Source organism: Rhizobium grahamii (genome assembly GCF_009498215.1).
GTDB classification, from domain to species: Bacteria; Pseudomonadota; Alphaproteobacteria; order Rhizobiales; family Rhizobiaceae; genus Rhizobium; species Rhizobium grahamii_A.
Window position 1 is genome coordinate 1,289,590 of record NZ_CP043498.1, and the last position, 24,930, is coordinate 1,314,519.

At 61.3% G+C, this 24,930-nt stretch carries 22 protein-coding genes and 2 pseudogenes; 15 read left to right on the forward strand and 9 right to left on the reverse strand.

The genetic code is table 11. From position 1 onward, the window contains the following. The first annotated feature begins 13 nt into the window (after positions 1-13). Positions 14-1,153 (forward strand): DUF2336 domain-containing protein, encoded by a 1,140-nt coding sequence (locus FZ934_RS06445; protein WP_153270388.1) that lies wholly within the window; start codon positions 14-16, stop codon positions 1,151-1,153. Here the strand turns inward: FZ934_RS06445 and FZ934_RS06450 are convergent. Continuing rightward, on the reverse strand, positions 1,150-1,560 hold the full coding sequence (locus tag FZ934_RS06450; RefSeq protein WP_153270389.1) for a hypothetical protein: 411 nt from the start codon (positions 1,558-1,560) through the stop codon (positions 1,150-1,152). The genes FZ934_RS06445 and FZ934_RS06450 overlap by 4 nt on opposite strands. A gap of 132 nt (positions 1,561-1,692) precedes the next feature. Between FZ934_RS06450 and FZ934_RS06455 the strand changes: the two genes are divergently transcribed. After that, positions 1,693-2,151, forward strand: a complete 459-nt coding sequence (locus FZ934_RS06455) for a GNAT family N-acetyltransferase (RefSeq protein ID WP_153270390.1) — start codon at positions 1,693-1,695, stop codon at positions 2,149-2,151. On the opposite strand, the gene FZ934_RS06460 is transcribed toward FZ934_RS06455, so the two are convergent. Beyond that, positions 2,152-3,345 (reverse strand): AI-2E family transporter, encoded by a 1,194-nt coding sequence (locus FZ934_RS06460; RefSeq protein ID WP_113362987.1) that lies wholly within the window; start codon positions 3,343-3,345, stop codon positions 2,152-2,154. It abuts the gene before it with no gap. Between the two features lie 200 nt (positions 3,346-3,545). Here FZ934_RS06460 and FZ934_RS06465 point away from each other — a divergent pair, with 200 nt between their 5' ends. Together FZ934_RS06465 and FZ934_RS06470 are read left to right on the forward strand one after the other, a co-directional pair. Next, complete coding sequence (locus tag FZ934_RS06465; RefSeq protein WP_153270391.1) at positions 3,546-4,169, forward strand: GntR family transcriptional regulator; 624 nt, start codon at positions 3,546-3,548, stop codon at positions 4,167-4,169. Next, positions 4,166-4,621, forward strand: a complete 456-nt coding sequence (locus FZ934_RS06470; RefSeq protein WP_153270392.1) for an OsmC family protein — start codon at positions 4,166-4,168, stop codon at positions 4,619-4,621. The genes FZ934_RS06465 and FZ934_RS06470 overlap by 4 nt, the downstream gene beginning before the upstream one ends. Positions 4,622-4,624: 3 nt before the next feature. Here the strand turns inward: FZ934_RS06470 and parE are convergent, their stop codons facing one another. Continuing rightward, the gene (parE, locus tag FZ934_RS06475) at positions 4,625-6,694 is read right to left on the reverse strand and encodes a DNA topoisomerase IV subunit B (protein ID WP_153270393.1); all 2,070 of its coding nucleotides are present in this window, start codon (positions 6,692-6,694) and stop codon (positions 4,625-4,627) included. 211 nt (positions 6,695-6,905) lie between these two features. Between parE and FZ934_RS06480 the strand changes: the two genes are divergently transcribed. The 6 genes from FZ934_RS06480 (at position 6,906) to FZ934_RS06505 (ending at position 11,754) form a co-directional block, all read left to right on the forward strand. Next, a complete protein-coding gene (locus FZ934_RS06480) occupies positions 6,906-7,790 on the forward strand; it encodes an alpha/beta hydrolase (protein WP_153270394.1) in 885 nt (294 codons plus the stop codon). A 157-nt stretch (positions 7,791-7,947) separates the two neighbouring features. Continuing rightward, entirely contained in the window at positions 7,948-8,718 is a 771-nt protein-coding gene (gene tpiA / locus FZ934_RS06485) for a triose-phosphate isomerase (protein WP_153270395.1), read from the forward strand. Between the two features lie 107 nt (positions 8,719-8,825). Next, entirely contained in the window at positions 8,826-9,374 is a 549-nt protein-coding gene (gene secG / locus FZ934_RS06490; protein ID WP_113362982.1) for a preprotein translocase subunit SecG, read from the forward strand. Between the two features lie 140 nt (positions 9,375-9,514). Continuing rightward, the gene (locus FZ934_RS06495) at positions 9,515-11,143 is read left to right on the forward strand and encodes a CTP synthase (RefSeq protein ID WP_153270396.1); all 1,629 of its coding nucleotides are present in this window, start codon (positions 9,515-9,517) and stop codon (positions 11,141-11,143) included. 69 nt (positions 11,144-11,212) lie between these two features. After that, complete coding sequence (locus FZ934_RS06500; protein ID WP_153270397.1) at positions 11,213-11,434, forward strand: antitoxin MazE family protein; 222 nt, start codon at positions 11,213-11,215, stop codon at positions 11,432-11,434. Further along, positions 11,431-11,754, forward strand: coding sequence for a type II toxin-antitoxin system PemK/MazF family toxin (locus FZ934_RS06505; RefSeq protein ID WP_153270398.1), 324 nt, complete (start codon positions 11,431-11,433; stop codon positions 11,752-11,754). Before FZ934_RS06500 ends, FZ934_RS06505 begins: the two co-directional genes overlap by 4 nt. Before the next feature lie 110 nt (positions 11,755-11,864). On the opposite strand, the gene FZ934_RS06510 is transcribed toward FZ934_RS06505, so the two are convergent. Continuing rightward, the gene (locus FZ934_RS06510; protein WP_153270399.1) at positions 11,865-12,953 is read right to left on the reverse strand and encodes a citrate synthase/methylcitrate synthase; all 1,089 of its coding nucleotides are present in this window, start codon (positions 12,951-12,953) and stop codon (positions 11,865-11,867) included. Between the two features lie 84 nt (positions 12,954-13,037). Between FZ934_RS06510 and FZ934_RS06515 the strand changes: the two are divergent. The 5 genes and pseudogenes from FZ934_RS06515 to FZ934_RS06535 all read left to right on the forward strand — a co-directional run bounded on the left by FZ934_RS06515 (position 13,038) and on the right by FZ934_RS06535 (position 19,393). Continuing rightward, positions 13,038-14,182 (forward strand): annotated as a pseudogene (locus FZ934_RS06515) (citrate synthase). Positions 14,183-14,279: 97 nt separating this feature from the next. Next, the gene (locus FZ934_RS06520) at positions 14,280-14,807 is read left to right on the forward strand and encodes a FecR domain-containing protein (RefSeq protein WP_153270400.1); all 528 of its coding nucleotides are present in this window, start codon (positions 14,280-14,282) and stop codon (positions 14,805-14,807) included. A 6-nt stretch (positions 14,808-14,813) separates the two neighbouring features. Next, positions 14,814-16,672, forward strand: a pseudogene (locus tag FZ934_RS06525) (CHASE2 domain-containing protein). A gap of 97 nt (positions 16,673-16,769) precedes the next feature. Beyond that, on the forward strand, positions 16,770-18,671 hold the full coding sequence (locus FZ934_RS06530) for a DEAD/DEAH box helicase (protein WP_153270401.1): 1,902 nt from the start codon (positions 16,770-16,772) through the stop codon (positions 18,669-18,671). Positions 18,672-18,709: 38 nt separating this feature from the next. Next, entirely contained in the window at positions 18,710-19,393 is a 684-nt protein-coding gene (locus tag FZ934_RS06535) for a class I SAM-dependent methyltransferase (protein ID WP_153270402.1), read from the forward strand. On the opposite strand, the gene FZ934_RS06540 is transcribed toward FZ934_RS06535, so the two are convergent. The 5 genes from FZ934_RS06540 to FZ934_RS06560 are packed head-to-tail and all read right to left on the reverse strand — an operon-like array spanning position 19,371 to position 24,831. Then, positions 19,371-20,588 (reverse strand): molybdopterin molybdotransferase MoeA, encoded by a 1,218-nt coding sequence (locus FZ934_RS06540; RefSeq protein ID WP_153270403.1) that lies wholly within the window; start codon positions 20,586-20,588, stop codon positions 19,371-19,373. The two genes, FZ934_RS06535 and FZ934_RS06540, sit on opposite strands and share 23 nt — an antisense overlap. Beyond that, on the reverse strand, positions 20,585-21,082 hold the full coding sequence (gene moaC / locus FZ934_RS06545; protein WP_153270404.1) for a cyclic pyranopterin monophosphate synthase MoaC: 498 nt from the start codon (positions 21,080-21,082) through the stop codon (positions 20,585-20,587). Before moaC ends, FZ934_RS06540 begins: the two co-directional genes overlap by 4 nt. Positions 21,083-21,084: 2 nt before the next feature. Next, positions 21,085-21,897: an indole-3-glycerol phosphate synthase TrpC gene (gene trpC / locus FZ934_RS06550; RefSeq protein WP_153270405.1), complete on the reverse strand. Its 813-nt coding sequence runs from the start codon at positions 21,895-21,897 to the stop codon at positions 21,085-21,087. A gap of 9 nt (positions 21,898-21,906) precedes the next feature. Then, the gene (gene trpD / locus FZ934_RS06555) at positions 21,907-22,923 is read right to left on the reverse strand and encodes an anthranilate phosphoribosyltransferase (RefSeq protein WP_153270406.1); all 1,017 of its coding nucleotides are present in this window, start codon (positions 22,921-22,923) and stop codon (positions 21,907-21,909) included. A 15-nt stretch (positions 22,924-22,938) separates the two neighbouring features. After that, on the reverse strand, positions 22,939-24,831 hold the full coding sequence (locus FZ934_RS06560) for a peptidylprolyl isomerase (protein WP_153270407.1): 1,893 nt from the start codon (positions 24,829-24,831) through the stop codon (positions 22,939-22,941). Positions 24,832-24,930 lie beyond the last annotated feature (99 nt).

A 24,930-nucleotide genomic window follows, 5' to 3' on the forward strand; every position in this document is an offset into this window, starting at 1 on the left:
ATTGGGGTTCGCGGTGATCGTAGAGGCTTTTCTTCGTTGGGTTGAAACCGCCAAGGCCGGAGATCGCGCTCGAGCGGCCAACGCTCTCGGTCGAGCCTATCTTCAGTCCGCAATGTCTGGGGAAGAGCGGGCAGCCGCTGAGATGGCGATGACCTTCCTGCTTGACGATCCATCCCCGAAAGTCCGCCTTGCTCTGGCCGAGGCCGTTGCATGGTCTGCTGACGCACCCCGAACGTTGGTGCTGTCACTGGCCGGAGACCAACCCGAAGTGGCCTGCCATGCAATTACGTGTTCGCCGCTGCTTTCCGACGGAGACCTCGTTGATCTGGCAGCCCGCGGCAGCGTTGCAACCCGCATGATGATTGCCGCGCGTGCATCTGTTTCTCGACCTGTATCGGCGGCATTGGCTGAAATCGGGGAAGAGGAAGACCTGCTGTGCCTGCTGGAAAACGAAGGCGCGGCAATAGCACCCTATTCACTGAAGCGGATCGCCGAGCGACAGGGTGATCGGCCTGAAGTCCGCGATCTGCTGCTGGAGCGCACGGATCTGCCCGCAGATGCGCGGCAATTGCTGGCGCAGCATGTGAGCGTGGCTCTGGTTTCGCTGCCTTTCGCCCAGGCTGTTGTCGGCGAGCAGCGCCTGCAGTCCGTCGTGCGTGAAGCTGCCGAGGCGGCTGTCGTCTCGATTGCCGGAGACATTCCGTCCAGGGATATTCCGGATCTCGTGGAGCATCTGCGGAAAAGCGGGCGCATGACGCCGTCGTTTCTCATGCATGTTCTCTGCTCCGGCAAGGTCGAGGTATTTGCCTGCGCGATCGTGGATCTGACAGGTTGCGACGAGCGGCGTGTCCGCTCCATTCTCGCGACCGGCCGCATGCACGCGGTTCGCGCTCTGTATGAGTCCGCCGGCCTGACGCGGGAGATCAGCACGATCTTCGTCGAGGCGACCTTCCTTTGGCGTGAAGCATCGCGCCGACCGTCAGAAACGATCCTTTCGAACGTATGCGGCCATCTGCTCGATCTCTTCCGCGACCGCCGCACATCGCATGGTGCCGTGCAGGAACTGCTTGATATGGTCGAGCGACTGCACCTCGCCGAACAACGACAGACCGCGCGTGGCTACGCGCAGTTGACCTGCCTGGCTGCAGCCTAGTCGCCGATCTTCTTCACGACCCAGGAATAGCTGTCCGACACGAAGTGCACCGGTGCGGTAACGGCAGACTTCATCGAGCGACCTGATGGCAGGTGAGATCTGACTCTTTCCGCGATATCGCTGGCAAAAGCGGTGAAGCCCTTTTCCGGCTCCGAGGGAGTGTTGCTAGGGGCAGGGACCACCGGTGCTGCGGCCTGCTGCGGAGGAGCGGCTTCCGGCTTCGGAGGCTCGCAGACGGCAATCACGGTTGGGTAGCTGATATTGGTGTAGTGCTTCAGTTGTCGTTCTGATTCGGCATCGCAAAGCGCGACCGTTTCCCAATGCTTCTCCACCGTCGCAACATAATTGCACTGAGTAATGGCGTCGTTGCAGCCGAGAATAGTCATCGCGATTAGAACAGCTTGCATGTTCGCCCCTTTGCAATAATGAAACCAATGAAGCCTTAGAGGCAGGAATTTCAACCAAAAGATGGCTGTTCGCATTAACGTTTTGTCATGCGGTGATACGGGCCATCGAGCAAAGCAAGAGCAGGAATCGCCGTGACTGTAACCATTGCCGTCGAACCGCCGAGACAGGACGCTGTGATCCGTCTGTTGGAGATGTCGGATGCCTATGCGCAGTTGCTATACCCGCCGGAGAGCAATCATCTCGTCGACCTCGCGACGCTTGAAAAGCCAACGGTCAACTTCCTGGTTGCCCGCAATGCAGGCGCGATCGTCGGTTGCTGCGCATTGGTGGAAGCCGGCGACGGCACGGCCGAGATCAAGCGGATGTTCGTCGATCCGCAAGCGCGTGGATTGAAGGTTGCAAGCAGCCTGATGAATGCGCTTGAGGCGATCGCGGCCGACAGACAGCTGGACGCAATCCAGCTGGAAACCGGCATCTACCAGCCGGAAGCGATCGGACTGTACCGCAAATACGGTTATGTCGAGATCGAGCCGTTTGGCAGTTATCTTCCGGATCCGCTCAGCATCTTCATGGAGAAGCGGCTGGCCTGATCAGCCTTCCGCTGCGCGTTGCGGTGTTGCCGGGGGCTGCTCATCGATGATGATCTGCGGCCCAGCCTGGCTCTGGTCGGATGTACGCACCTCGTGCATCCATTCGCGCCAGATTGCGACGAGCAGCGCCATCAGAACTGGGCCGATGAAAAGACCTAGGAAGCCCATCGTTTTGACCCCGCCCACGAGGCCGAAGAAGGTCGGCAGGAACGGCAATTTGATCGGGCCGCCGACGAGCTTCGGGCGCAGCGTCTTGTCGACGATGAAGAGTTCTACCGTACCCCAGACGAAAAGTCCGATGCCGGCGACATGCGATCCGCTCGCCACCAGATAGATTGATACGAGCGTGAACGACAACGGAGCGCCGCCTGGGATCAGGGCCATCACACCGGTCAGCACACCGAGCGTCACGGGCGAGGGGACGCCGGCGATCCAGTAGGCGACGCCGAGCACGATGCCTTCGCCGATGGCAATCAGCGTCATACCCATCACGGTCGAGCTGATCGTCGCCGGCACGACCCTGGAAATCCGTTCCCACCGGTTGGGCAGGATACGTTCGCCCAGCATGTCGATCTGCCGCGAGAAGGACGAACCGTCGCGGTAGACGAAGAATAGGGCGATCAGCATGAAAAGCAGCGTCAGCAGGAGATGGAACGCGCCGCCGCCGGCCGCCAGAACCGCGCGGTAGATGTTGCCGATGTTGGCGCCGCTGACAGCCTGAATGAACTCTCCCATCGTGCCGGGGCTGCCGATGTACTTCGTCCAAAGTTCATCGAGATACGGCCCGGCCAGGGGCAGGGCGGATATCCACTGTGGCGTCGGGGCGCCGAACCGATTGGCGTGGATCAGCCACGCGACCCATTCGCGAACCTCGCCCGTCGTGTAGCTGACAGCGATCACGATCGGAATGACGAGAAAGGTGACGATAAGGATGATTGCGATCGTGGCCGCGACGGTCGTGTTGCCACCGACATTGCCAAGCAACCGCCGGTAAAGCGGCCAGCTTGCAAAGCCGATGACAAGCGCAGCCAACACGGGGACGAGAAAGCCGTAGAAGAAATAGACGCCTGCGGCGACAATCAGGATCAGGAGCCAACGGGCAGCCGAGATCGAAGGTATCAAGGGTGTGCGTGCCGGGCTTGAAGGGCCGATCCACCGAGACTCGCGCTGGGCATTTTGATTCTGAAGGCTCACGTCGTCTTTTTCCCCCGATTATTGACTATGGATATGGGCCATGCACGCCCCCGACGCAAGCGGCGGGTGAGATTAATGGGCGGCGCCGCGATGTCCCCCGACGTCCACTTCGGTACTTCTAAGCACAGTTTCAGCAATGAGTATGACGAAAGTCCTGCAACGTCGTTGCAAAGTTTCGTAGATGTCGATAGTTTGGATCCATGGATACAAATGATGTTCTGTCGACGTTAAGACGTGAAATAGAGGACGGCTCGCTGCCACCGGGTGCGGTGCTGAAGCAGGAGGCCTTGGCCGAACGCTTCAAGGTCAGCCGGCAACCGGTGCGACAGGCGCTGGACAGGCTTCTGGAATCGGGCCTGCTCGATCGACGGCCGGATCGGAGCCTTGCCGTTGCGGGGTTGGACGCCGACCAGGCGCGCGACCTTGTCGAGGTTCGCTCGCTGCTGGAGTGCGCGGCTTTGCGAAATGCGATTGCGTCGATGACGGAAAGTGATCTCCGTAAGGCTCGGCGGCTGAACGAGGATCTGCTCGAAGAGGACGAGCCTGCTATCCTGGAAGAGCTGGACCTGGCTTTTCATCGAGCGCTTTACGGCCGCGCTGGAAACGCTCGCCTTCTTGGCATGATCGACGATCTCAGGCGCGAATCGCGTCGCGCCTATTCCCGTCAGCCCAAAGGCTCAGCGGAACGTCCGACCCTTTATGACGACCATAACGCGATTATCGAGGCCTGCGCGCGTGGAGACGTTGCCGCTGCGAGCGATGCGTTGGACCGACACCTGCGGCTGACCACAGCGCCGCTCGTAATGAAGGAGAGCCAGACATGACATCATTTTCGGCCAAGGTCGCGTGGCAACGTGGCGACGACAGCTTCGTCGACGGGCGTTACAGCCGCGGCCATAGCTGGTCCTTCGACGGCGGGTTGACCATTCCCGCGTCGGCATCTCCTCACAATGTGCCTTTGCCCTTCTCCGTTGCCGAGAATGTCGATCCCGAAGAGGCGTTCGTGGCGGCGGTCTCAAGCTGCCATATGCTGTTCTATCTTTGGCTGGCGTCGAAGAAGCGCATCGGTGTCGATAGCTATATCGACGATGCGATAGGGAAAATGGAGACGGTCGAAGGGCGCACGATGGTCAGTCGCATCGAACTGCGGCCGCAGGTGCGGTACACGTCCGCGATGCCGAGCCGCGAGGAAGAAGAAAACATGCACCATCAGGCGCATGAACTCTGCTTCATCGCAAACTCGATCAAGACGGAGATCGATATCAGGCTCGATTGAGCCTCAGATGTCGAGATTTTCCGCGAAGGCGGCCCGATCCTGAATGAAGCGGAAGCGTGCTTCCGGCTTCGTTCCCATCAGATCGTCGACTGCCGTCCGCGTTCCCTCGAAATCCACCTCGTCAATCAGCACCCGAAGCAGCGTACGCTTGCTCGGGTCCATCGTGGTTTCTTTCAGCTGCGCCGGCAGCATTTCACCGAGACCTTTGAACCGGCTGACTTCAACCTTCGCCTTGCCTTTGAACTCCGTCTCCATCAGCTCTGCGCGATGCGCGTCGTCGCGAGCGTAGATGGACTTAGCGCCCTGCGTGATCTTGTAGAGCGGTGGAACGGCAAGGAAGAGATGTCCACCGCGGATGAGCTCCGGCATCTCCTGATAGAAGAATGTAATCAGCAGCGATGCGATGTGAGCACCGTCGACGTCGGCATCGGTCATGACGATGACGCGTTCGTAGCGAAGATCTTCCTCGCGATATTTCGAGCGGGTACCACAACCGAGTGCCTGGCCGAGATCGGTGAGCTGCTGGTTGGCGCCAAGCTTCTCGCGGCCGGCACTGGCGACGTTGAGGATCTTGCCGCGGAGCGGAAGGATTGCTTGGTTCGCGCGGTTTCTTGCCTGCTTGGCGGAACCACCTGCCGAATCGCCTTCGACGATGAACAGTTCGGCGCCCTGTGCCGTGTTCTGAGCGCAATCAGCGAGCTTGCCCGGCAGTCGCAGCTTCCGCACGGCGGTCTTGCGGCTGACTTCCTTTTCCTTGCGGCGGCGCAGACGCTCTTCCGCACGCTCGATCACCCAATCGAGCAGCTTGGCCGTCTCGTTCGGATTGTCAGCGAGATAGTGGTCGAAGGGATCGCGCAGCGCGTTTTCGACGATACGCTGCGCTTCGACGGTCGCAAGCTTGTCCTTCGTCTGGCCGACGAATTCGGGCTCGCGGATGAAGACCGAGAGCATGCCGACGGCCGAGATCATCACGTCGTCCGTGGTGATCTGCGCCGCGCGCTTGTTCTGCGTCAGTTCGCCATAGGCTTTGAGGCCTTTGGTTAGCGCGATGCGGAGGCCGGCCTCATGCGTGCCGCCTTCAGGCGTCGGGATAGTGTTGCAGTAGGAGTGAACCTGCGGATCGCCGCCGTACCAGGTGATCGCCCATTCGAGCGAACCGTGGCCGCTGGTCTTCTCCGTCTTTCCGGCGAAGATCTCGCGGGTGACAGTGAACTCCTTGCCCATCGTCGCCTGCAGATAGTCCTTCAGGCCGCCGGGGAAGTGGAAGACCGCCTTGTCAGGAATTTCGCCACCCTCGGGCACGATACCCGGGTCGCAGCTCCAGCGGATTTCGACGCCGCCGAACAGATAGGCCTTGGAGCGCGCCATGCGGAACACCCGGCCGGCATCGAACTTGGCGTGATCGCCGAAGATCTGCGGATCCGGATGGAAGCGGACGCGAGTGCCGCGACGGTTGTGGACGTCACCGAGGTCTTCGAGGCCGCCCTGCGGAATGCCGCGGGAGAAGCGCTGGCGATAGAGCTTGCGGTTTCGGGCCACTTCGACTTCGAGCACGTCGGAGAGGGCGTTGACGACGGAAACACCGACGCCGTGCAGACCGCCGGACGTCTCATATGCCTTGCCGTCGAATTTGCCGCCCGCGTGCAGCTTCGTCATGATGACTTCGAGCGTCGATTTTCCGGGAACCTGCGGATGGTTCTCGACCGGAATGCCGCGTCCGTTGTCGGTGACCGTCAGGTAGCCGTGGATGTCGAGATGAACTTCGATGAAGTTCGCATGGCCGGCGACGGCTTCGTCCATCGAATTGTCGATGACTTCGGCGAACAGGTGATGAAGCGCCTTTTCGTCCGTGCCGCCGATATACATGCCCGGGCGCATGCGCACCGGCTCCAGGCCTTCAAGAACCCGGATCGATGATGCGCCGTAGTCTTCGGTTGTCGCCGGCGCGCGCACCGGTGCCGCCGGGGCAGGGGCTATTTCCGCGACGGTCTTTGTCGCTGGTTCCGCCTTCGGCGCATCTTCGCGCCTGGAAGTCGAAGGCATTCCGGAAAAGAGATCGTTGCTATCGTCCATGAGCCGTTCAGAACTTTATCGTTTGTGGGGCGGCCATCGATCGGGCCTGACCCAAATTCACCGCTTTTGATGTCACGCTTACGAATCAGAGAGATTGTGCCAGAAAGCACTTTCACACGCGACGCCGCCGCTCAGGCGGATTTATTCAGAAATGGTTTGCGTTGAAGGGCGCGGAATGGCAAGCGCCCAGACACATCAGGGAACCATGCGCATGCGAATGTCCACAAGTCATTGCACAATTGTCACTGCAATTGCGGCCTTTTTTCTGGTGATTGGCGCCGGAGCAGGCGCCACAGCCGATTTGCCGCCCTTCAAGGATGATCTTTTCTCCGCGCAGACGGTGTTGCAGACGTCGAGCGACGGTGCGTTCGACATCATCGACTACAACGAGATGCGCGACATCAATGGTCGCGATCAGATCCCGGAAAAGCGCGCGCAGCAGAAATACGTCTCCCTCGGCGTGAAGAAACAGCAGCAGGATGAAACCTTGCAGCTCGACACTCAGAAGCTCGATGTCACCAGGGTGGGGCCTGCGAATGGAGCGGCGTTTACGGTCATTTTCATCCACGGCCGGAACGGCGACCGGCGCCTCGGCGCGAACGACTACACCTTCGGCGGAAACTTCAATCGGCTGAAAAACCTCGTCGCGGGCAACGGAGGCGTCTATTATTCGCCGTCGGTGAAGAGCTTCGACAGCGATGGCGTGACGGCAATCGAGGGGCTGATCCGCTACGCTTCGGCTCAGGCTCCCGGCAAGGCCGTCGTCCTCGCCTGTGCATCGATGGGAAGCCAGATATGCTGGGGCGTCAGCCGTGATGCGGACAGCGTGAAACGGCTGAGGGGAATGGTGATCATGAGCGGCGTCACCGATCCGGATTTCGCCAAAAGCCCGTTCTTCAAGGCAAAGCTTCCGATCTGGTTCGCGCATGGCAGCCGCGATCCCGTCTACGCGGCCGCTGATCAGCAGGCGCTCTTCGAAAAGCTTCTGAAAACAGGCTATCCGACCCATTTAACGCTTTACCAGACCGGCAATCACGGGACGCCGATCCGTATGATCGACTGGCGCCGGACGCTGAACTGGATTTTGGGGTCGTGATGGCCAGCTGCACGATTTTCAGCAACATCGGCCTCGAATTTTAAGCATTTGCGCGACAAAAGGCCGATATTTCCCTCACGTAAGGGTACGTAACCTTTTCATCGACGGCTGCTTTTGCTAAGGCCCGCTCGGTACTTGAAAGTTTGGGAAGGCTGGCATGACACCTGATGTGCGTCCGCTCGTGGCGGGAAACTGGAAAATGAACGGCACACGTGCCTCCCTCGACCAGATCAAGGCGATTGCCGCAGGGGTCGAAGGCCCGCTTTCTGCGAAGGTTGAAGCGCTGATCTGCCCGCCGGCGACGCTGCTCTATGTCGCGACAGCACTTTGCACAGACAGCCCGCTCGCGATTGGCGCGCAGGATTGCCACCAAAACCCGTCCGGCGCCCATACCGGCGACATCTCCGCCGAAATGATCGCAGATTGCTTTGGGACCTACGTGATTGTCGGGCATTCCGAGCGTCGCACCGACCATGCCGAGACCGATCATCTGGTTCGCGCCAAGGCAGAAGCTGCCTTCGCCGCTGAACTGACGGCGATCGTCTGCATCGGCGAAACAGCCGACGAGCGCAAGGCGGGCCAGACCCTTGATATCATCAAGCGCCAGCTGTCAGCCTCCGTGCCAGACAGCGCGACGCCTGAGAATACTGTTATCGCCTACGAGCCCGTATGGGCGATCGGCACCGGTCTCACGCCGACTGTCGAAGATGTCGAGAAGGCACATGCCTTCATGCGCTCCGAACTCGTTGCGCGCTTCGGCGACGCGGGCAAGAAGATGCGCATCCTCTATGGCGGCTCCGTCAAGCCAAGCAACGCGAAGGAGCTGATGGGCGTCGCGAACGTCGACGGCGCGCTGATTGGCGGCGCAAGCTTGAAAGCCACCGATTTCCTCGCCATCTACGGCGCATACGACGCGTTGCTTGCTTAGAGGCGTGTATATTCCGAGCCGAAGGGCTTGGAATAGCGGATTACCTCATGTAAAGAGCGCCAGAATTTTGCTTTGTGCCCGCCGTTCGCGTGGGCAGGACTGGACCCATGCAAACCGTTTTGATTGTTATCCATCTTATGATCGTGCTGGCGCTTGTCGGCGTCGTGCTTATCCAGCGCTCGGAAGGCGGCGGCCTCGGTATTGGCGGCGGTTCGGGCTTCATGTCTGCCCGCGGCACAGCCAACGCCCTGACGCGGACGACCGCAATCCTGGCGACGCTGTTCTTCATCACGTCGCTCGCTCTCGGTATTCTGACGCGCTATGAAAGCCGTCCGACGGATATCCTGAACCGTATCCCGGCAACAGGCGGGCAGGGTAACGGCATCCTTGATTCGCTGGGCGGCCAGAACGGCAACGCCGCTCCGGCTCCGGCGGCACCACAGAGCAACAATGGCGTACCGACCGGCGGCGAAGCTGCTCCGGCTCCTGCGGCGACGGCTCCGGCAGCACCTGCTGCTCCGGCGGCAACCGCCCCCGCGGCTCCGGCTGCATCGGCACCTGCCGAAACGGCTCCGTCCACTCAAACTGCTCCGGCAGCACCGCAGGCCACAACGCCTGCCGCTCCGGCACCCGCCACCGTCCCAAGCGGACAGTAAGCGGCAGCTAGAATAAACCGCCGGCAGGCCCTCGGGTCTGCCGGTTTTCTTTTGTTCAGATTCCACGCTGGCACCAAAAATTCTGAAAAAGAATTTTTGGGCTGGTGGAATCGTTTTTGAAAAGGTATCCGGTGACTCCCATGGCGCGATACGTATTCATCACTGGCGGCGTGGTTTCCTCTCTCGGTAAAGGAATTGCGGCCGCGGCTCTCGGAGCGTTGCTGCAGGCCCGTGGTTATCGGGTGCGGCTCCGCAAACTAGACCCCTATCTGAACGTGGATCCGGGCACTATGAGCCCGACCCAGCACGGCGAAGTCTTCGTCACCGACGACGGCGCGGAAACCGATCTCGATCTCGGCCACTACGAACGCTTCACGGGGCGTTCGGCGACCAAGACCGACAACATCACCACCGGCCGCATCTACAAGAACATCATCGACAAGGAACGCCGCGGCGACTACCTCGGCGCGACCGTCCAGGTCATTCCCCACGTCACCAACGAGATCAAGGATTTCGTTATCGAGGGCAATGACGACTACGATTTCGTCATCTGCGAAATCGGTGGCACGGTCGGCGATATCGAGGCGATGCCGTTCATGGAAGCGATCCGCCAGCTCGGCAATGACCTGCCGCGCGGCACGGCGATCTACGTCCACCTGACGCTGATGCCCTATATTCCGGCGGCCGGCGAGCTCAAGACCAAGCCGACTCAGCACTCCGTCAAGGAACTGCAGGCACTCGGCATTCATCCCGACATCCTGCTGGTGCGCGCTGATCGCGAAATTCCGGAAGCCGAACGTCGCAAGCTCTCGCTGTTCTGCAACGTCCGTCCGTCTGCGGTCATCCAGGCGCTCGACGTCGGCAATATCTACGACGTGCCGATCGCCTACCACAAGGAAGGCCTCGACAACGAAGTTCTGGCCGCCTTTGGCATCGAGCCGGCTCCGAAGCCGCGTCTCGATTCCTGGGAAGAGGTCTGCAATCGCATCCGCACGCCTGAGGGCGAAGTGACGATCGCGATCGTTGGCAAGTACACCGGCCTAAAGGATGCCTACAAGTCGCTGATCGAGGCACTGCATCACGGCGGCATCGCCAACCGCGTCAAGGTCAACCTCGAGTGGATCGAATCGGAAGTCTTCGAAAAGGAAGATCCGGCGCCTTATCTCGAAAAGGTGCACGGCATCCTCGTGCCTGGCGGCTTCGGCGAACGTGGTTCTGAAGGCAAGATCCTCGCGGCCCAGTTCGCCCGCGAACGTAACGTGCCGTATTTCGGCATCTGCTTCGGCATGCAGATGGCTGTCGTGGAAGCGGCCCGCAACCTCGCCGGCATCGAAAAGGCCTCATCGACCGAGTTCGGCAAGACCGATGAGCCGGTCGTCGGTCTGATGACCGAATGGGTGAAGGGCAACGAGCTGCAGAAGCGCAACGCTGCGGGTGACCTCGGCGGCACCATGCGTCTCGGCGCCTACAAGGCAGCCCTGAAGAAGGGGACGAAGATCTCCGACATCTACGGTTCGACCGACATTTCGGAGCGTCATCGCCACCGGTATGAAGTCAACGTCGACTACAAGGACCGTCTTGAAAACTGCGGCCTTGTTTTCTCGGGCATGTCGCCGGATGGCGTTCTGCCGGAGACCGTGGAATACCCGGATCATCCCTGGTTCATCGGTGTGCAGTACCATCCGGAACTGAAGAGCCGGCCGCTCGATCCGCACCCGCTCTTTGCAAGCTTCATCGAAGCGGCAACCGAGCAGAGCCGCCTGGTCTGATCGAAGGTCTTCGGTCAATTTGACAATATCGATTGCCGCCCCCATGTTACATGTAACAAGGAGGCGGCAATGCAATCTGACGTCAAGGCTCGCGTGAAGAAGAGACGAGACAGTCTCAGGGCCTCCGGCTTGCGGCCCGTGCAAATATGGGTCCCCGACACACGCCGCCCGGGATTCCTGGAAGAGTGCCGCCGGCAGTCGGCAGTGGTTGCAAAAGCGGATGCTGCAGACGTAGGCCTTCATCCTTTTATGGACGCGGCAATTGCCGACATGGATGATGCTGACGAATGAGGCGCGGCGATCTGGTGACTGTCGCCCTGTCGGGCGACTTCGGCAAACCCCGCCCGGCGCTTGTCATCCAGTCCGATAGTTTCGACGCGACCGAAACAGTCACGCTTGTCTTGATTTCTGGAACGCTTGTCGATGCACCGCTGTTGCGAATAACGATCCATCCGGACTCGGGAAATGGTCTACAGAAACCTTCCCAGATCATGATCGATAAGACGATGACCGTCAGGCGCGAGCGAATTGGTCAGCACGTCGGCCGGTTGGGTGACGAGGCGATGATTTCGGTGACACGTTCCCTCGCGCTGTTTCTCGGCATTGCCTGAGCCTCACCTGGTGGCTGACGAAAATCAATCATGAAGGGGCAATGGGTTTTCAGGCTGAGGAGTGAAACGGCAACCCGGCGATCCCTCGCCGGGTCTCTATTTGGAAACCCTCAGGCCGCGCGTGGCAACGGACCGACATAGACCGATCGAGGGCGGATCAATCGACCCTCCAACGCCTGTTCGCGGGCATGGGCGATCCACCCGATCGTCCGCCCGATTGCGAAGACGCCGGTGAAGGACTCGCGCGGGAAGCCTAGCGCATCGAGTAGCAATGCAGTGTAGAACTCGACATTGACGTCGAGCGGCCGGTCTGGTTTGCGTTCGCGGAGGATCGCCACGGCCGCCTGCTCGACCGATTCTGCGAGCGCGATCCGCTTTCGATCAACCTGACCGGCCGACACGAGCGGGCGCAGAGCCTGTTTCAACGCGTCTGCGCGGGGATCACGGACCCTGTAGATACGGTGGCCAAAGCCCATGAGACGTTCGCCTCGATCCAATGCCTGTGTCAGCCAGTCGCGTGCGTTTTCCCCACTGCCGATCGCGTCAAGCATATCCAGCACGGGGCCGGGCGCCCCACCATGCAGCGGCCCTTTGAGGGCGCTGATCGCGGCGAGCACCGACGAGGTAAGTCCGGCGCGCGTCGAGGCGATAACGCGGGAGGCGAAGGTCGAGGCGTTCAGTCCGTGATCCGAGATCGTCACCAGGTAGGCGTCGAGTGCGGACGTCTGTTCCGCGCTTGGTCGCCGTCCGGTGAGCATCCGCAGGATGTCAGCCGATTGCGACAGCGTCGCGTCTGGCTCGGTCGGCTCGCGACCAGCCTGCAGACGGAGGATTGCCGGCAGGAAGACGGCTGGGGCCGCCAGCAGTCTCAGGGCAGCGTCGAAATCCTCGCCATCCGCCAGACGAGCGATGAGGGCACGCAATGCATCGACAGGCGGCAGCGCGAGCAGATCCGCATCGAGCGACCGCACGTGAGCGAAGAGTTGAGTGCGCATGAAGCCGAGTTGCTGGCGCAATTCCGTCTCGGTGACCGGGCGCTCCATCAAGCCATCGAGCAAGAGAGTGGCAACGCTTTCATAGGTTGCCGTTGACGCAAGTTCATCGAGTGAGATGCCGCGAATGATCAGGCGACCAGCTTCGCCGTCGACATCCGAGAGCAGCGTTTCAGCCGCGATGACATCTTCCAAGCCGTTTTTCATGGTGTTTCTCCTTTACGCTCAAAAGGATCGAGCCTAGATTGATTGACGTCAATCTTGACGAAATAGATCAATGTATGAGGTGCGATCGTGTGGCTGACGGCAGAGCAGGCGCTCGAAAAACTCGGCACGAAGCCGCAGACCCTCTATGCAAATGTGAGCCGTGGTCGCATTCGCGCCAAGCCTGACGTCGCGGATGTCAGGCGAAGCCTCTACAACGCCGCCGATGTCCAGCGGCTTGCGGAACGCAATGCGGGCCGGCGCAGGATCGAGACGGTTGCGGCGGATACGATCCAGTGGGGCGATCCCGTTCTGCCCTCAGCCATCTCCACGATCGTCGATGGTCGGCTCTACTATCGGGGGCGCGATGCGGCTCTATGGGCCGAGCGCGCATCGCTGGAGGAGACGGCAGCCCTCCTATGGAACTCTGCCGATGTTGGGCCGCGCCCGCCGCGCCTTCGGAAGGCGTGCCATCGCTCGATCAGGCTTTCTTGCTGCTGGGGCAGCGCGCACTACGCGACCTACCCACACTGGGTCGGTCGCTCAGGGTCCTGAAAATCGAGGCGCAGGATATCCTCTCGACTGTCGCAAGCGCTCTTGCTCCGGGATCGGCAAGCCTGCCATTGCACCAGCGGCTCGCGATAAGCTGGCATAGGTCGGACGCTACCGATTGCATCCGGCGTGCGCTGGTTCTTCTTGCCGATCACGAACTGAACGCGTCGACCTTTGCGACCCGGGTCACGGCATCGTCGGGCGCGACCCTTTCCGCTGCGGTACTGTCAGGCCTTGCGACGTTGACGGGGCCGCTGCACGGCGGCGCGTGGCAGGGCGTTTTGTCGTTTATCGAGGAGGTAAAGGCTTTTGGTGCCGGGCTAGCCGTGCGCCAGGCATTGACCGAGGGCCGGTCGCTCGCGGCGTTCGGCCATCCCTTGTATCCGGATGGAGACATCCGGGCCAAGTCGCTATTGTCCCAATTCACAGTGCCGGAAAGTTATGCGGAACTTGCAGCGACGGGAGAGGAACTCGTTGGGGAAGGGGTGAATGTGGATTTTGCCCTGACGGCCATGTCAGCAGCCTTCAACCTCCCGGAGAACGCGCCGCTTGTAATCTTCGCACTCGCGCGGTCGGTCGGTTGGCTCGCCCACGCGATAGAGCAGGTGGAGAGCGGCCACCTCATCCGCCCGAGGGCGCGCTACACCGGTCCGGCGATAGAGACGACGCTTAAACTGTAGATCGCTCCTGATATCCGTTGACGTTTCCCTATGCGTGCTTCAGCAATCGACATAGATAGGCAGCGATACGATCGTGGTTCTGACGGAGGTGACGGATATGCATTTTATCTCCCGAATGCTTTTGGCTGTCGTCGCATCCAGCGGAGTGAGTCTGCTTGCGGACGATATCGCCCTCGCTCAGGTGCCAGGCTGCACGATGGAGCGTGTTGCTGGGACGTCGCGGCAGATCATGCGCTGCGATGGCGCGACGATTACTGCCGAGGGCGGCGCCCGGTTCAATGTCATCGACCGAGACCGCGATGGCAGGCCCGATGCCGTATCCCTGCGAAACAAGGCGGTGCTGGTGGATGTCGACAGCGCCAAGCGCCGAGGCGGATTTGAGGTGGTGACGCCGCAGGCAATCGCCGCTGTCCGGGGCACGCGCTGGGCCGTCGACGTCAAGAATGGAACGACCTCCGTCTTCGTTGTGCGAGGGCGGGTCGCCGTCGGGCGACCTTCCTCGGGCAGGCGCGTCGTGCTCTCCGTGGGTGAGGGTGTTGACGTAACGCGAGGAGGCGATGCGCTGACTGTCCGTCGCTGGCCACAGGCACGCGCAGCGGCCTTGCTGGCGCGTCTCGGCCAATAGCCGCCGATGCACGCCAAACGGCTACTCGTCGCCATTTCCCTCGTCGTTGCCGTCCTCTGGGCCGGATCGCTTAGCTCGTTGCATATCGCAGGCAAGCTTAGCTTCCTCGACCGCATCGAGGCATCGCTGACCGACCTGCGGAGTACGATGCTGGGGGCGCGCCAACCGCGACCGATCGTCAGTATCATCGCAATCGACGATCGCACCGCGGAAGCTGAGGGCTATCCGCTTTCCCGGGTAAAACTTGCCGAGCTCGTCGATGCCATAGGCAAGATGAAGCCGAAGGTCATCGCGCTGGATCTCCTGCTGGTCGATCCTGGCCCGGAAGAGGGCGACGCCGCCCTTGTCGCAGCCCTGACGGAGACGCCAAGTGTCATCGCCGCGGCCGGCATATTTTCGAAGAGTACCCAGATGGTGACATCCGACGCAGGCGATCCGCTTGCCGGCATCCCCGTTGCCGACAAGATCCTGTTGCCGCTCGCACGGTTCTCCGACGTCGCCGCCGTCGGCGTCGTGAACGTCTCGACAGATGATGCCGGGACGCCCCGCTATGTTCCCCTGATCTCACGGGCTTCGGATCGGGTGTACCCGTCTTTTTCGCTGCTGGCGGCGTCCTTGTCGGTCGGCGTCAATCCGGCGTTTGAGCCCGGCGAGCTCGCCTTGGGTGAGCGACACCTGCCAACAGACGGAGGGCAACGCCTGCCGTTGACGTTCTATGGACCACGGGGAACGATCGCGACCTTCAGCGCCGCTGATGTCTTCGACGGAAAGCTGTCTTCGGATGCCGTGACCGGAAAAGTTGTCGTCATCGGATCGACAGTCACGGGCGGTGGAGACGTTTTCCCGACGCCGTTCGATCCGATATTGCCCGGCGTCGAGGTGATGTCGACGGCGATCAATCATCTGATCGTCGGCGACAACATGGTGCGGGATCGCAACACGCGGGCAACCGACGGCGTGATTGCTCTTGCGCTGCCGATATCGCTGATCCTGTTGCTCGCATGGCGAAGGAGCGCGCCGGGTTATGCCGCTATCGCCGCGATCGTCGTGCTATGGGTCGGGATAAACCTGCTGGCATTCGACTACGGTTACTGGTTCAGCGCAGCGCTTCCGATCGCGGCGACTTTGCCGCCGCTTCTCTTGTTCGGTGCGTTGGAGCTTTGGTTCGATCGTCGGCGTGCAATCCATTTTGCGGCGCAGAGCGAACTGCTGCAGCGTATCGAAGCGCCGGGAATGGGGGATGGCTAGCCCGCGATCCGTCGTTCCTTTCGAAGCCGGTTCGCCAGGAGGCATCAGTTGTCTTCGTCGATCTCTCGGGCTTTACCGCACTGAGCGAAGCGATCGGCGTTACGGATGTCCGTGAGCTGCTAAGCGGCTTCTTTGAACTGGTGGACGAGGTGGCGCGCTCGCACAGGGGCGCGATCACAAGCTTCATGGGCGATGGTGCCATGATCCTGTTCGGCCTGCCGCGCCCTTCCGCTGACGACGCAGCGCGCGCGGCAGCCTGTGCAATCATGCTCTGCGAGCGTCTTCGGCAGTGGCTTTCAGCGCACCCCACGCTGTCCGGCCGCAAGTCCGGCTTCAAGGTCGGTGCGCATTGTGGCCCGGTCGTTGCGTCGAGGCTAGGAACCGGCGATCGGCAGCAGATCACGGCAACCGGAGACACTGTCAATGTCGCCAGCCGTCTGATGGAAGTAGCAGCCGCGAACCGCGCCGAACTTGCCGCGAGCAACGCCATCGTCGAAGCCGCAGGCGGCAGCGCCGTTGTTTTTCGCTCCGGTCGATTGCAGGACCCGATATCCGCGTCGATCCGCGGAAGGACCGAAGAAATCGATGTGTGGTTGTGGAGCGGACATCCGCTTTGACATTTGGCGCGTGACCAAGTAGGAACGGCACAACTTTTCTGCCGGCAAGATCTGGCACTGGCGTCCCATGCGCCTGAAAACTCCGAAAGACAGACAGATGACAGATTTTAACGGCGTCGTTCCGGCGATCGCCAAGGCGTTGGCGAAACGCGGTTACGCCGAGCTCACACCCGTTCAGAATGCCATGCTTGACCCCGAGCTGGCCGTCGCCGACGCGCTCGTTTCGGCCCAGACGGGTTCGGGCAAGACGGTTGCGTTCGGCCTTGCGCTGGCGCCGACACTGCTTGGTGATTCCGATCGATTCCCCTCGGCAGCCGCGCCACTTGCGCTGGTAATCGCGCCGACGCGCGAACTCGCGCTCCAGGTCAAGCGAGAGCTGGAATGGCTCTACGAGATGACGGGCGCCGTGATCGTCAGCTGCGTTGGCGGCATGGACATCCGCAACGAGCGCCGGGCGCTCGAGCGTGGAGCCCACATCGTCGTCGGCACCCCGGGACGCCTGTGCGACCATATCCGTCGCAAAGCCCTGAACATGTCCGCCTTGAAGGCCGTCGTGCTCGATGAAGCCGACGAGATGCTCGATCTCGGTTTCCGCGAAGATCTCGAATTCATCCTGGAAGAATCACCGGATGACCGGCGCACGCTGATGTTCTCGGCGACGGTGCCTGCAGCGATCGCTAAGCTTGCAAAAAGCTACCAGCGCAATGCGGTTCGCATCACCATGGCTGCGGAAGAAAAGCAGCACGGTGACATCGAGTACCGGGCGCTCGTCGTTGCGCCGAGTGACCGCGAAAATGCGATCATCAACGTTCTCCGATACTACGAGGCGACGACAGCCATTGTCTTCTGCTCTACCCGTGCAGCGGTCAATCATCTGACAGCGCGCTTCCACAATCGCAATTTCAATGTCGTTGCCCTTTCAGGGGAGCTAACACAGAACGAGCGCAGCCATGCATTGCAGGCAATGCGCGACGGCCGGGCGCGTGTCTGCATCGCGACCGACGTTGCTGCACGCGGTATCGACCTGCCGGGCCTGGACCTCGTCATTCATGCAGACCTCCCGACCAATCCTGAAACCTTGCTTCATCGCAGCGGACGTACCGGCCGCGCCGGGCGCAAGGGTGTCAGCGCGCTGATCGTGCCGCTCAACGCTCGTCGCAAGGCCGAGCGCTTGCTCGACAATGCCGGCCTTAGCGCTGAATGGGCACGGCCGCCGTCTGCCGAGGATGTCTCCGAACGTGACGAGGAGCGCCTGCTTGCGAACCCGGTGTTCCAGGAACCTGCGCGGGAAGAAGAGAAGGGTCTTATCGACCGCCTGCTGGCGACGCACGGTGCCGAAAAGCTCGCAAGCGCTTTCGTCAATCTCTATCGCGCGAACCAGTCTGCGCCCGAGGATCTGATCGAGGTCAACGTTCAGGACAACAGTCGCCGCCCCCGCGCCAATTCCGATGCTCCGCGCGAGCGTAGCGAGAAGACCCCGCGTGGCGAATTCGGTCCGAGCGTCTGGTTCTCGCTGTCTGTCGGCCGCAAGCAGAATGCTGAGCCGCGCTGGCTCATCCCGATGATCTGCCGGCATGGTAGTCTCACAAAGCGTGAAATCGGCGCCATCAAGATGCAGCAGGACGAGACGTTCGTGGAGATCGCGGCTGACAATGCCGAGGCTTTCCTGCACGCAACCGGTCCGAACAAGACCATGGAGAAGGGCATCCGCGTCGCACGGCTGAATGGCGTTCCGGATTTCAGCCGCCCGGCAACTCCGAAGCCCTACGAGGGCAAGAAGAGCTTCGACAATCGCCGCGAATTCCGCGACGATCGTCCGCGCGGCGACTTCAAGAAGGGCAAGCCCGAGGGTGCTGCCGCAGAACGCGATACGAAGCCCTGGAGCAAGAAGCCCGGAAAGTCGAAGCCTGAAGGCGCCGCGAAGTTCCAGGACAAGCCGAAATTCGATGGAAAGCCGCCGAAGGGCGGCAAGCCGAAATTCGCAAAGAAAAAGGGCTGAGATCCCATCGGTAGCGGTCGAGACGTGGGCGTTGTTTGATGGACATTGCTTCCTTCATCACAACCAATCTGCGGCTCGAGCCGTCACCGGCATCGCCTGACATCCGTCTCTACACGGCGCATCCCGGCAGTCGCCTCTCACGGCTGCAGGGACATGCCGCCGATGCCAGCCCCCCATACTGGGCGTACAGCTGGGCCGGTGGGACGGTGCTGGCACAGCATATCCTGAAATATCCTCACATTGTTTCCGGCCGGCGCGTTCTCGATCTTGGGGCGGGTTCCGGCCTTGTCGCCATAGCTGCCGCGAAATGCGGTGCTGTTACCGTGGCTGCCGCCGAGATCGACTCGAATGCCGCAACGGCGATCCGCCTCAACGCCGTGGCGAATGGTGTGGCAGTCGAGGTCCTACTTCTGGCGGATGGTTTGCCAATGGTGCCGCCGGCGGTCGACATCATCCTCGCGGGCGACGTGTTCTACGATCCTGACGTCGCTGCGGATGTCTTGCCGTTTCTGGTAAAAAGCCGGGCCGCAGGCATTGATGTCCTGATCGGCGACCCGTTTCGCCGGCCTCTTCCCGCCGATCAACTGACACTCCTCGCCGAATATACCGTTCCGGACTTCGGCGGGTCGATGGGGGATGAATGTCGGGCTGGGGTGTTTGCTATTTCGCCCGACACCGCCAGGCAGGCAGCGGTTTCGGCTAGACGAGGTCCCGAAGCATGATGATCGGGCATTGACCACCAACCGGCAGTTCAGGCGCATGCGGCGGACGCACGACCAGGCAATCCGACTGGGCAAAGATCTTCATCATTGATGAATCCTGCTTGCCGAAAGGCTCGACCGTAAGCTTTCCGGAGGCGGTGCGGTGAAGCCGTGCGCGGACGTAATCCTGGCGGTGATCATTCGCGCGGAGCGCTACCGTGGTTTCTGCTGTCGTATCACGCGCAACAGCGGGCAGGGCGGCGAGCTTGCGGATCAGCGGCTCAAGAAAGAGCAGGCCGCACACCAGACTGGACACCGGGTTCCCCGGCAGGCCAAGCACATGCGTGGCACCAAGGCTGCCAACCATGAGCGGCTTGCCGGGACGCATTGCGATCCGCCAGAAATCAAGCTCCATTCCGACAGAGAGAAGCGTCGACTGGACGAGGTCGTGATCCCCAACCGACGCGCCGCCGAGCGTCACGATGACATCGGCCTTCGCCTGCTGCGCTCTTGCGACCGCGGCACTGATGGCGGCCCGATCATCGGGCACTATCCCGAGGTTGAGAACCTGAGCACCAGCCTTGCGTGCCAACGCTGCAATACCGAACGTGCTCGAGGCGATGATCTGCGCCGGCCCCGGCACGCTACCGGGCGCAAGCAGCTCGTCTCCTGTCGCAAGCAGCGCGATCAAGGGTTTGCGCCATACGTCAAGCGTCGCATGGTTCATTCCGGCGGCAACGGTCAGGCGAGAGAAATCGAGGACGGTGCCGGCCTTCAGCACCGTCTCGCCATCAAGAAAATCCTGGCCCTTCGGCCGTACATGCTGGTTGTGACGGACCGGATAGGTCGTCTCTATCTCGTCGCTCACACGAAGGGCATCCTCCTGAAGCAGCACACTGTCGGCACCATCAGGAACCGGAGCGCCGGTGAAGATGCGCACCGCCTGGCTTTCGCTGATCGCGCCTTCGAAGGCGTGGCCGGCCGACGAGGTGCCAATCACAGTCAGCTTAGCGCCCGGCTGCAGCGCGTCGGCGCTTCGCAGCGCATATCCGTCCATCGCCGAGGCGTCGAATGGCGGTTGCGTCAGACGCGCCGATACGTCGGTCGCAAGAACACGCCCGTCAGCCTCTGCCAGCGGAACGGACTCGCGTCCATCGACCGGCAAGGCACGCGAAAGCAAACGCTCCAGAGCATCGGAGACGGGCAGGAGGCTCATTTACTGTGCTCCGGATGTCGAAAGTCGCCGGATTTTCCGCCTGACTTCTCAAGGAGCCGGATGCCGCTGATCTCCATCGTTCTGTCGGCAGCCTTCGCCATGTCGTATATGGTGAGGCATGCGACCGAGACGGCCGTGAGTGCTTCCATCTCGACGCCGGTCTTGCCGGTCAGCTTGGCTGTGGCTTCAACGCGCAGTCCCGGTAGCGCCGGATCTTCGGTAATCTCGACCGAAACCTTCGTCAGCATCAGCGGATGGCAAAGCGGAATGAGATTGCTCGTCTGCTTCGCAGCCATGATGCCGGCTAGACGAGCCGTGCCGATAACGTCGCCCTTCTTGGCATTACCCTGGCGGATAAGCTCCAGGGTCGCCTCGGCCATGGTCACGTGCCCCTCTGCCGTCGCGACCCGAACGCTATCGGCCTTCGCTCCAACGTCGACCATGTGAGCCTGACCGGACGAGTCGATATGCGTCAGTCCGCCATTGTCGCTCATGGCTACTCTGCCGCCTGGGCCGCGTCACCAAACAGCAGGCCACGCGTCGCCGCCGTAACGTCATCTTGGCGCATCAGGCTTTCCCCGACGAGGAAGGTATTGATGCCGACATTCTGCAGCCGCTGACAATCGGCATGGGTAAAGATACCGCTTTCACCGACCAGCAGGCGCTCTTCGGGAACCATCGCGGCAAGCGCTTCACTGACGCTAAGGCTTACTTCGAACGTCCGGAGGTTTCGGTTGTTGATGCCAATCATCGGAGAACTGAGCTTCAGTGCTCGCTCCATCTCCTCGGCATCGTGAACTTCGATAAGCACATCCATCCCGAGGTCGAAGGCTTCGTCCTCGAGGCGTTGCGCATCGTCGTCCGACAGCGAGGCCATGATCAGGAGAATGCAGTCGGCGCCCCAGGCGCGGGCTTCCTGGACCTGATAGGTGTCGAACATGAAGTCCTTACGAAGCGCGGGCAGGGAGCAGGCTTCGCGTGCGGCCGTTAGAAATTCGGGCGCGCCCAGGAAGCTCGGTGTATCGGTCAGAACAGACAGACAGGCTGCGCCACCAAGTTCATAGGCGGAAGCCAGGGACGGCGGATCGAAATCCGGCCGGATCAACCCTTTCGACGGGCTGGCCTTCTTGATCTCCGCGATCAGGCCATACTTCCCGGCGTCGCGCTTTGCGACCAGCGACCGGTAGAATCCGCGCGGTGCGGACTGCCCGGCCTGTATCGCCTTGAGATCAGCCAGCGTCACCTTGGACTTCGCAGCGGCGATTTCCTCGCGCTTGTAGAGTTCGATCTTCTTGAGAATATCGGTCATGGGTTCATCCTAGTCGATGTCATTCGACACGGCGATTAGTTTGTCGAGGGCCGCGGCCGTCGCACCGCTGTCTAGCGACTGTGTGGCAAGTCGCATCCCGTCGCTCAGCAGTTCCGTCTCGCCGGAAATGACCAGCGACGCGGCCGCGTTGGCGAGAGCGATATCGCGATAGGCGTTTCGCGCCCCGCCGAGAACATCACGCAGAGCAGCCGCATTGACCACGCCATCGCCACCCCTGATGGCGTTGAGCTGGCATTGCTCCACGCCGAAATCGGCTGGCGACAGCTCGAACGTTCTGATCTTGCCGTTCTCGAGGGCGGCAACGCTTGTTGTTCCGGTCGTCGTGATTTCATCAAGGCCGTCGCCATGAACGACCCAGACGCTCTCTGAGCCCAGATCCCGCATGACTTCCGCGATCGGCACGACCCATTGCGGCGCATAGACCCCGAGCAACTGCCGCCGGACGCCGGCCGGATTGGACAGCGGACCGAGCAGGTTGAAGATGGTCCGCGTGCCAAGCTCGACGCGAGAAGGGCCGACATGGCGCATGGCGGAATGGTGTTGCTGTGCGAACATGAAACCGACGCCGGCTTCATGGATGCACCGGGAAATGATCTCAGGTGTGACATCGAGCTTTACACCGAGGGCGGCCAGACTATCGGCCGCGCCCGACTTCGAGCTCAGCGCGCGATTGCCGTGCTTCGCCACGGGCACCCCGGCGCCTGCCACGATCAGGGCGGCGAGCGTCGAGATGTTGTAGGTCCCGCTTGCATCGCCGCCGGTCCCGACGATGTCGATGGCATCATCAGGCGCTTCGACGGTGAGCATCTTCGAGCGCATCGTCGTCACGGCGCCGACAATCTCGTCGACCGTCTCGCCGCGAACCCGCAGGGCCATCAGGAAGCCGCCGATCTGCGAAGGCGTAGCCTGGCCCGACATCAGAATGTCGAACGCCTGCCGGGCCTCCTCACGCGTCAACGGTTCGCGGCTCGCGGCCTTCGCCAGAAGCGGTTTCAGATCGCTCATGCGTTGCGCTCTCCCTTAGCGGACAGATGCCTGTTCCGCGAGTGCCTGGTTGACCGTGGCGCCATACTGCGTCTGCAGCAGGTTGACCATCTGATCGAGGATGTCATCGCCGGCGGCGTTTGCCATAGCCGTGATCTGCTGGTCCTGGTTGGCAAGCACGTCGCCTGTCGGCTCGGTGTTCACTTCCGTAACCTTCAGCAAAATCTGCGTCGTCGGATCGGCGCCGACAGCATTGGCAATGGTATCGACGGGGCCGGTGAACGCCGCATTGACGCCGCCGCTTCCGAGAACCGGATCGTCGGAACCGCGCGTGATGCCGCTCTTGGTCTCGACGGAAATCCCGAGCGGAGCCGCGATATCGGCAAGCGAGGTACCCTTCTGGGCCTGCTGCTTCAGTTCCTCGGCCTTCTTGGCGAGTTCTGCCTTCTGCTGTTCGGCAGTCCAGTCGGCGACAGCCTTGTCGTGGACTTCGGCAAGCGGACGATCGCGTTCAGGCGTGATGTCGCGGGCGTCGAACCACAGGTAGCCATCGGTTCCGATGGACAGAGACGGGACATCTGCACCGGCTTCCGCGCGGAAGGCGGCGGCAAGCACTTGCTGCGTCGACGGAATATCCTTCACCTCGTTGCCGCTCTTGTCGAGCCCTGCCGAATCCACAGCATCGATGACAACAGCCTTGAGCTTCAGCTGGTCGGCGATCTGCTCCAGCGTGGAACCGGAACTGCGCAGGTCCTCGATCTGGTCATGGACGTTGATCAACTCTTGCGAGGCGTTCGAGACCGCGAGCTGCTTGCGAATGTCGTCCTTGACTTCATCGAGCGTCTTTGTGCTTTCCGGCTTGATGTTGCTGATCCGTACGATCACCGGACCGAACGTACCCTCGACGACCGGTGTCGTACCACCATTCTTGCTGACGGCGAACGCGGCTTCCGCGATGGCCTGATCCGGAACCTTGTCCTTGGAGAACTCTCCGAGCATCACGTCGGCGGCAGTCTTGCCCTGATCCGTAACCAACTGGTCGAACGTCGTCCCGACCTTCAGCGCATTCGATGCGGCGTTCGCCAGATCCTTGTTCTGGAAGGTCAGCTGCTCGATCGTGCGCGTTTCCGGCGTGCGGTAGTTGTCCTTGTGCTTGTCGAACTCTTCGCGGATCTGGTCGTCGGTAACCGATCCCGCATCGGCGATGTCTTCCGGCTGAAGCTTGAGATACGCGACCTTGCGATACTCAGGGGCGCGATAGCGGGGCTTTGCACCTTCGAACCATTTGTTCAGGACGTCGTCAGCAGGCGCCTTGATCGGCTCGATGTTGGCGTTCGTCAGCAGCAGATAGTCGACGCCACGGCTTTCCTGGCGATAGAGCTTCAGCGCGTCTACGAGCGTTTTTGGTGCGGTGAAGCCGTTGGAGATCGCATCGACGATCTGGCTCCGGACCGCGACCTTGCTGCGCTCCTTGATATAGTCGTCTTCGCGAATACCGGCGTTGCGCAGCCGCGACGTGAACAGTGAGCGGTCGAACTGGCCGTTGACGGCCTTGAACGCCGGGTCGTCACCGATCAGCTTTGCCAGGCGATCCTGCGACAGGCCGAGTTTCATGTCTTCAGCCAGCTGGTCGAGCGATGCGCCCGCAACGAGCTGCGCCAGCACCTGCTGCTCGACGCCGAACGCGCGCGCCTGATCGGGCGTGAGGCGCATGCCGAACTGCTGGCTGAGGTTTGCGACCTGCCGCTGATAGGCTAGGCGGAACTCGTTCACGTCGACATGCTGATCACCGACCGTTACGACAGTCGTGCTGCTGCCGCCATCGATCAACGAACGGGAAACGCCCCAGATGCCGAAAGAGGCGACCAGAAGCAGCATGAGGAGCTTGGCGACCCAGGTGTGGGCGGCTCTTCGCAGAATATCGAACATCGAAACGCAAACCTCGCATTCTTTTTGCCCGCTTTCGGGCAAAGCAATCGACGTTCCTTAGAACAAACCTTTGAGGAAATGAAGGGTTATCGCGTGAAA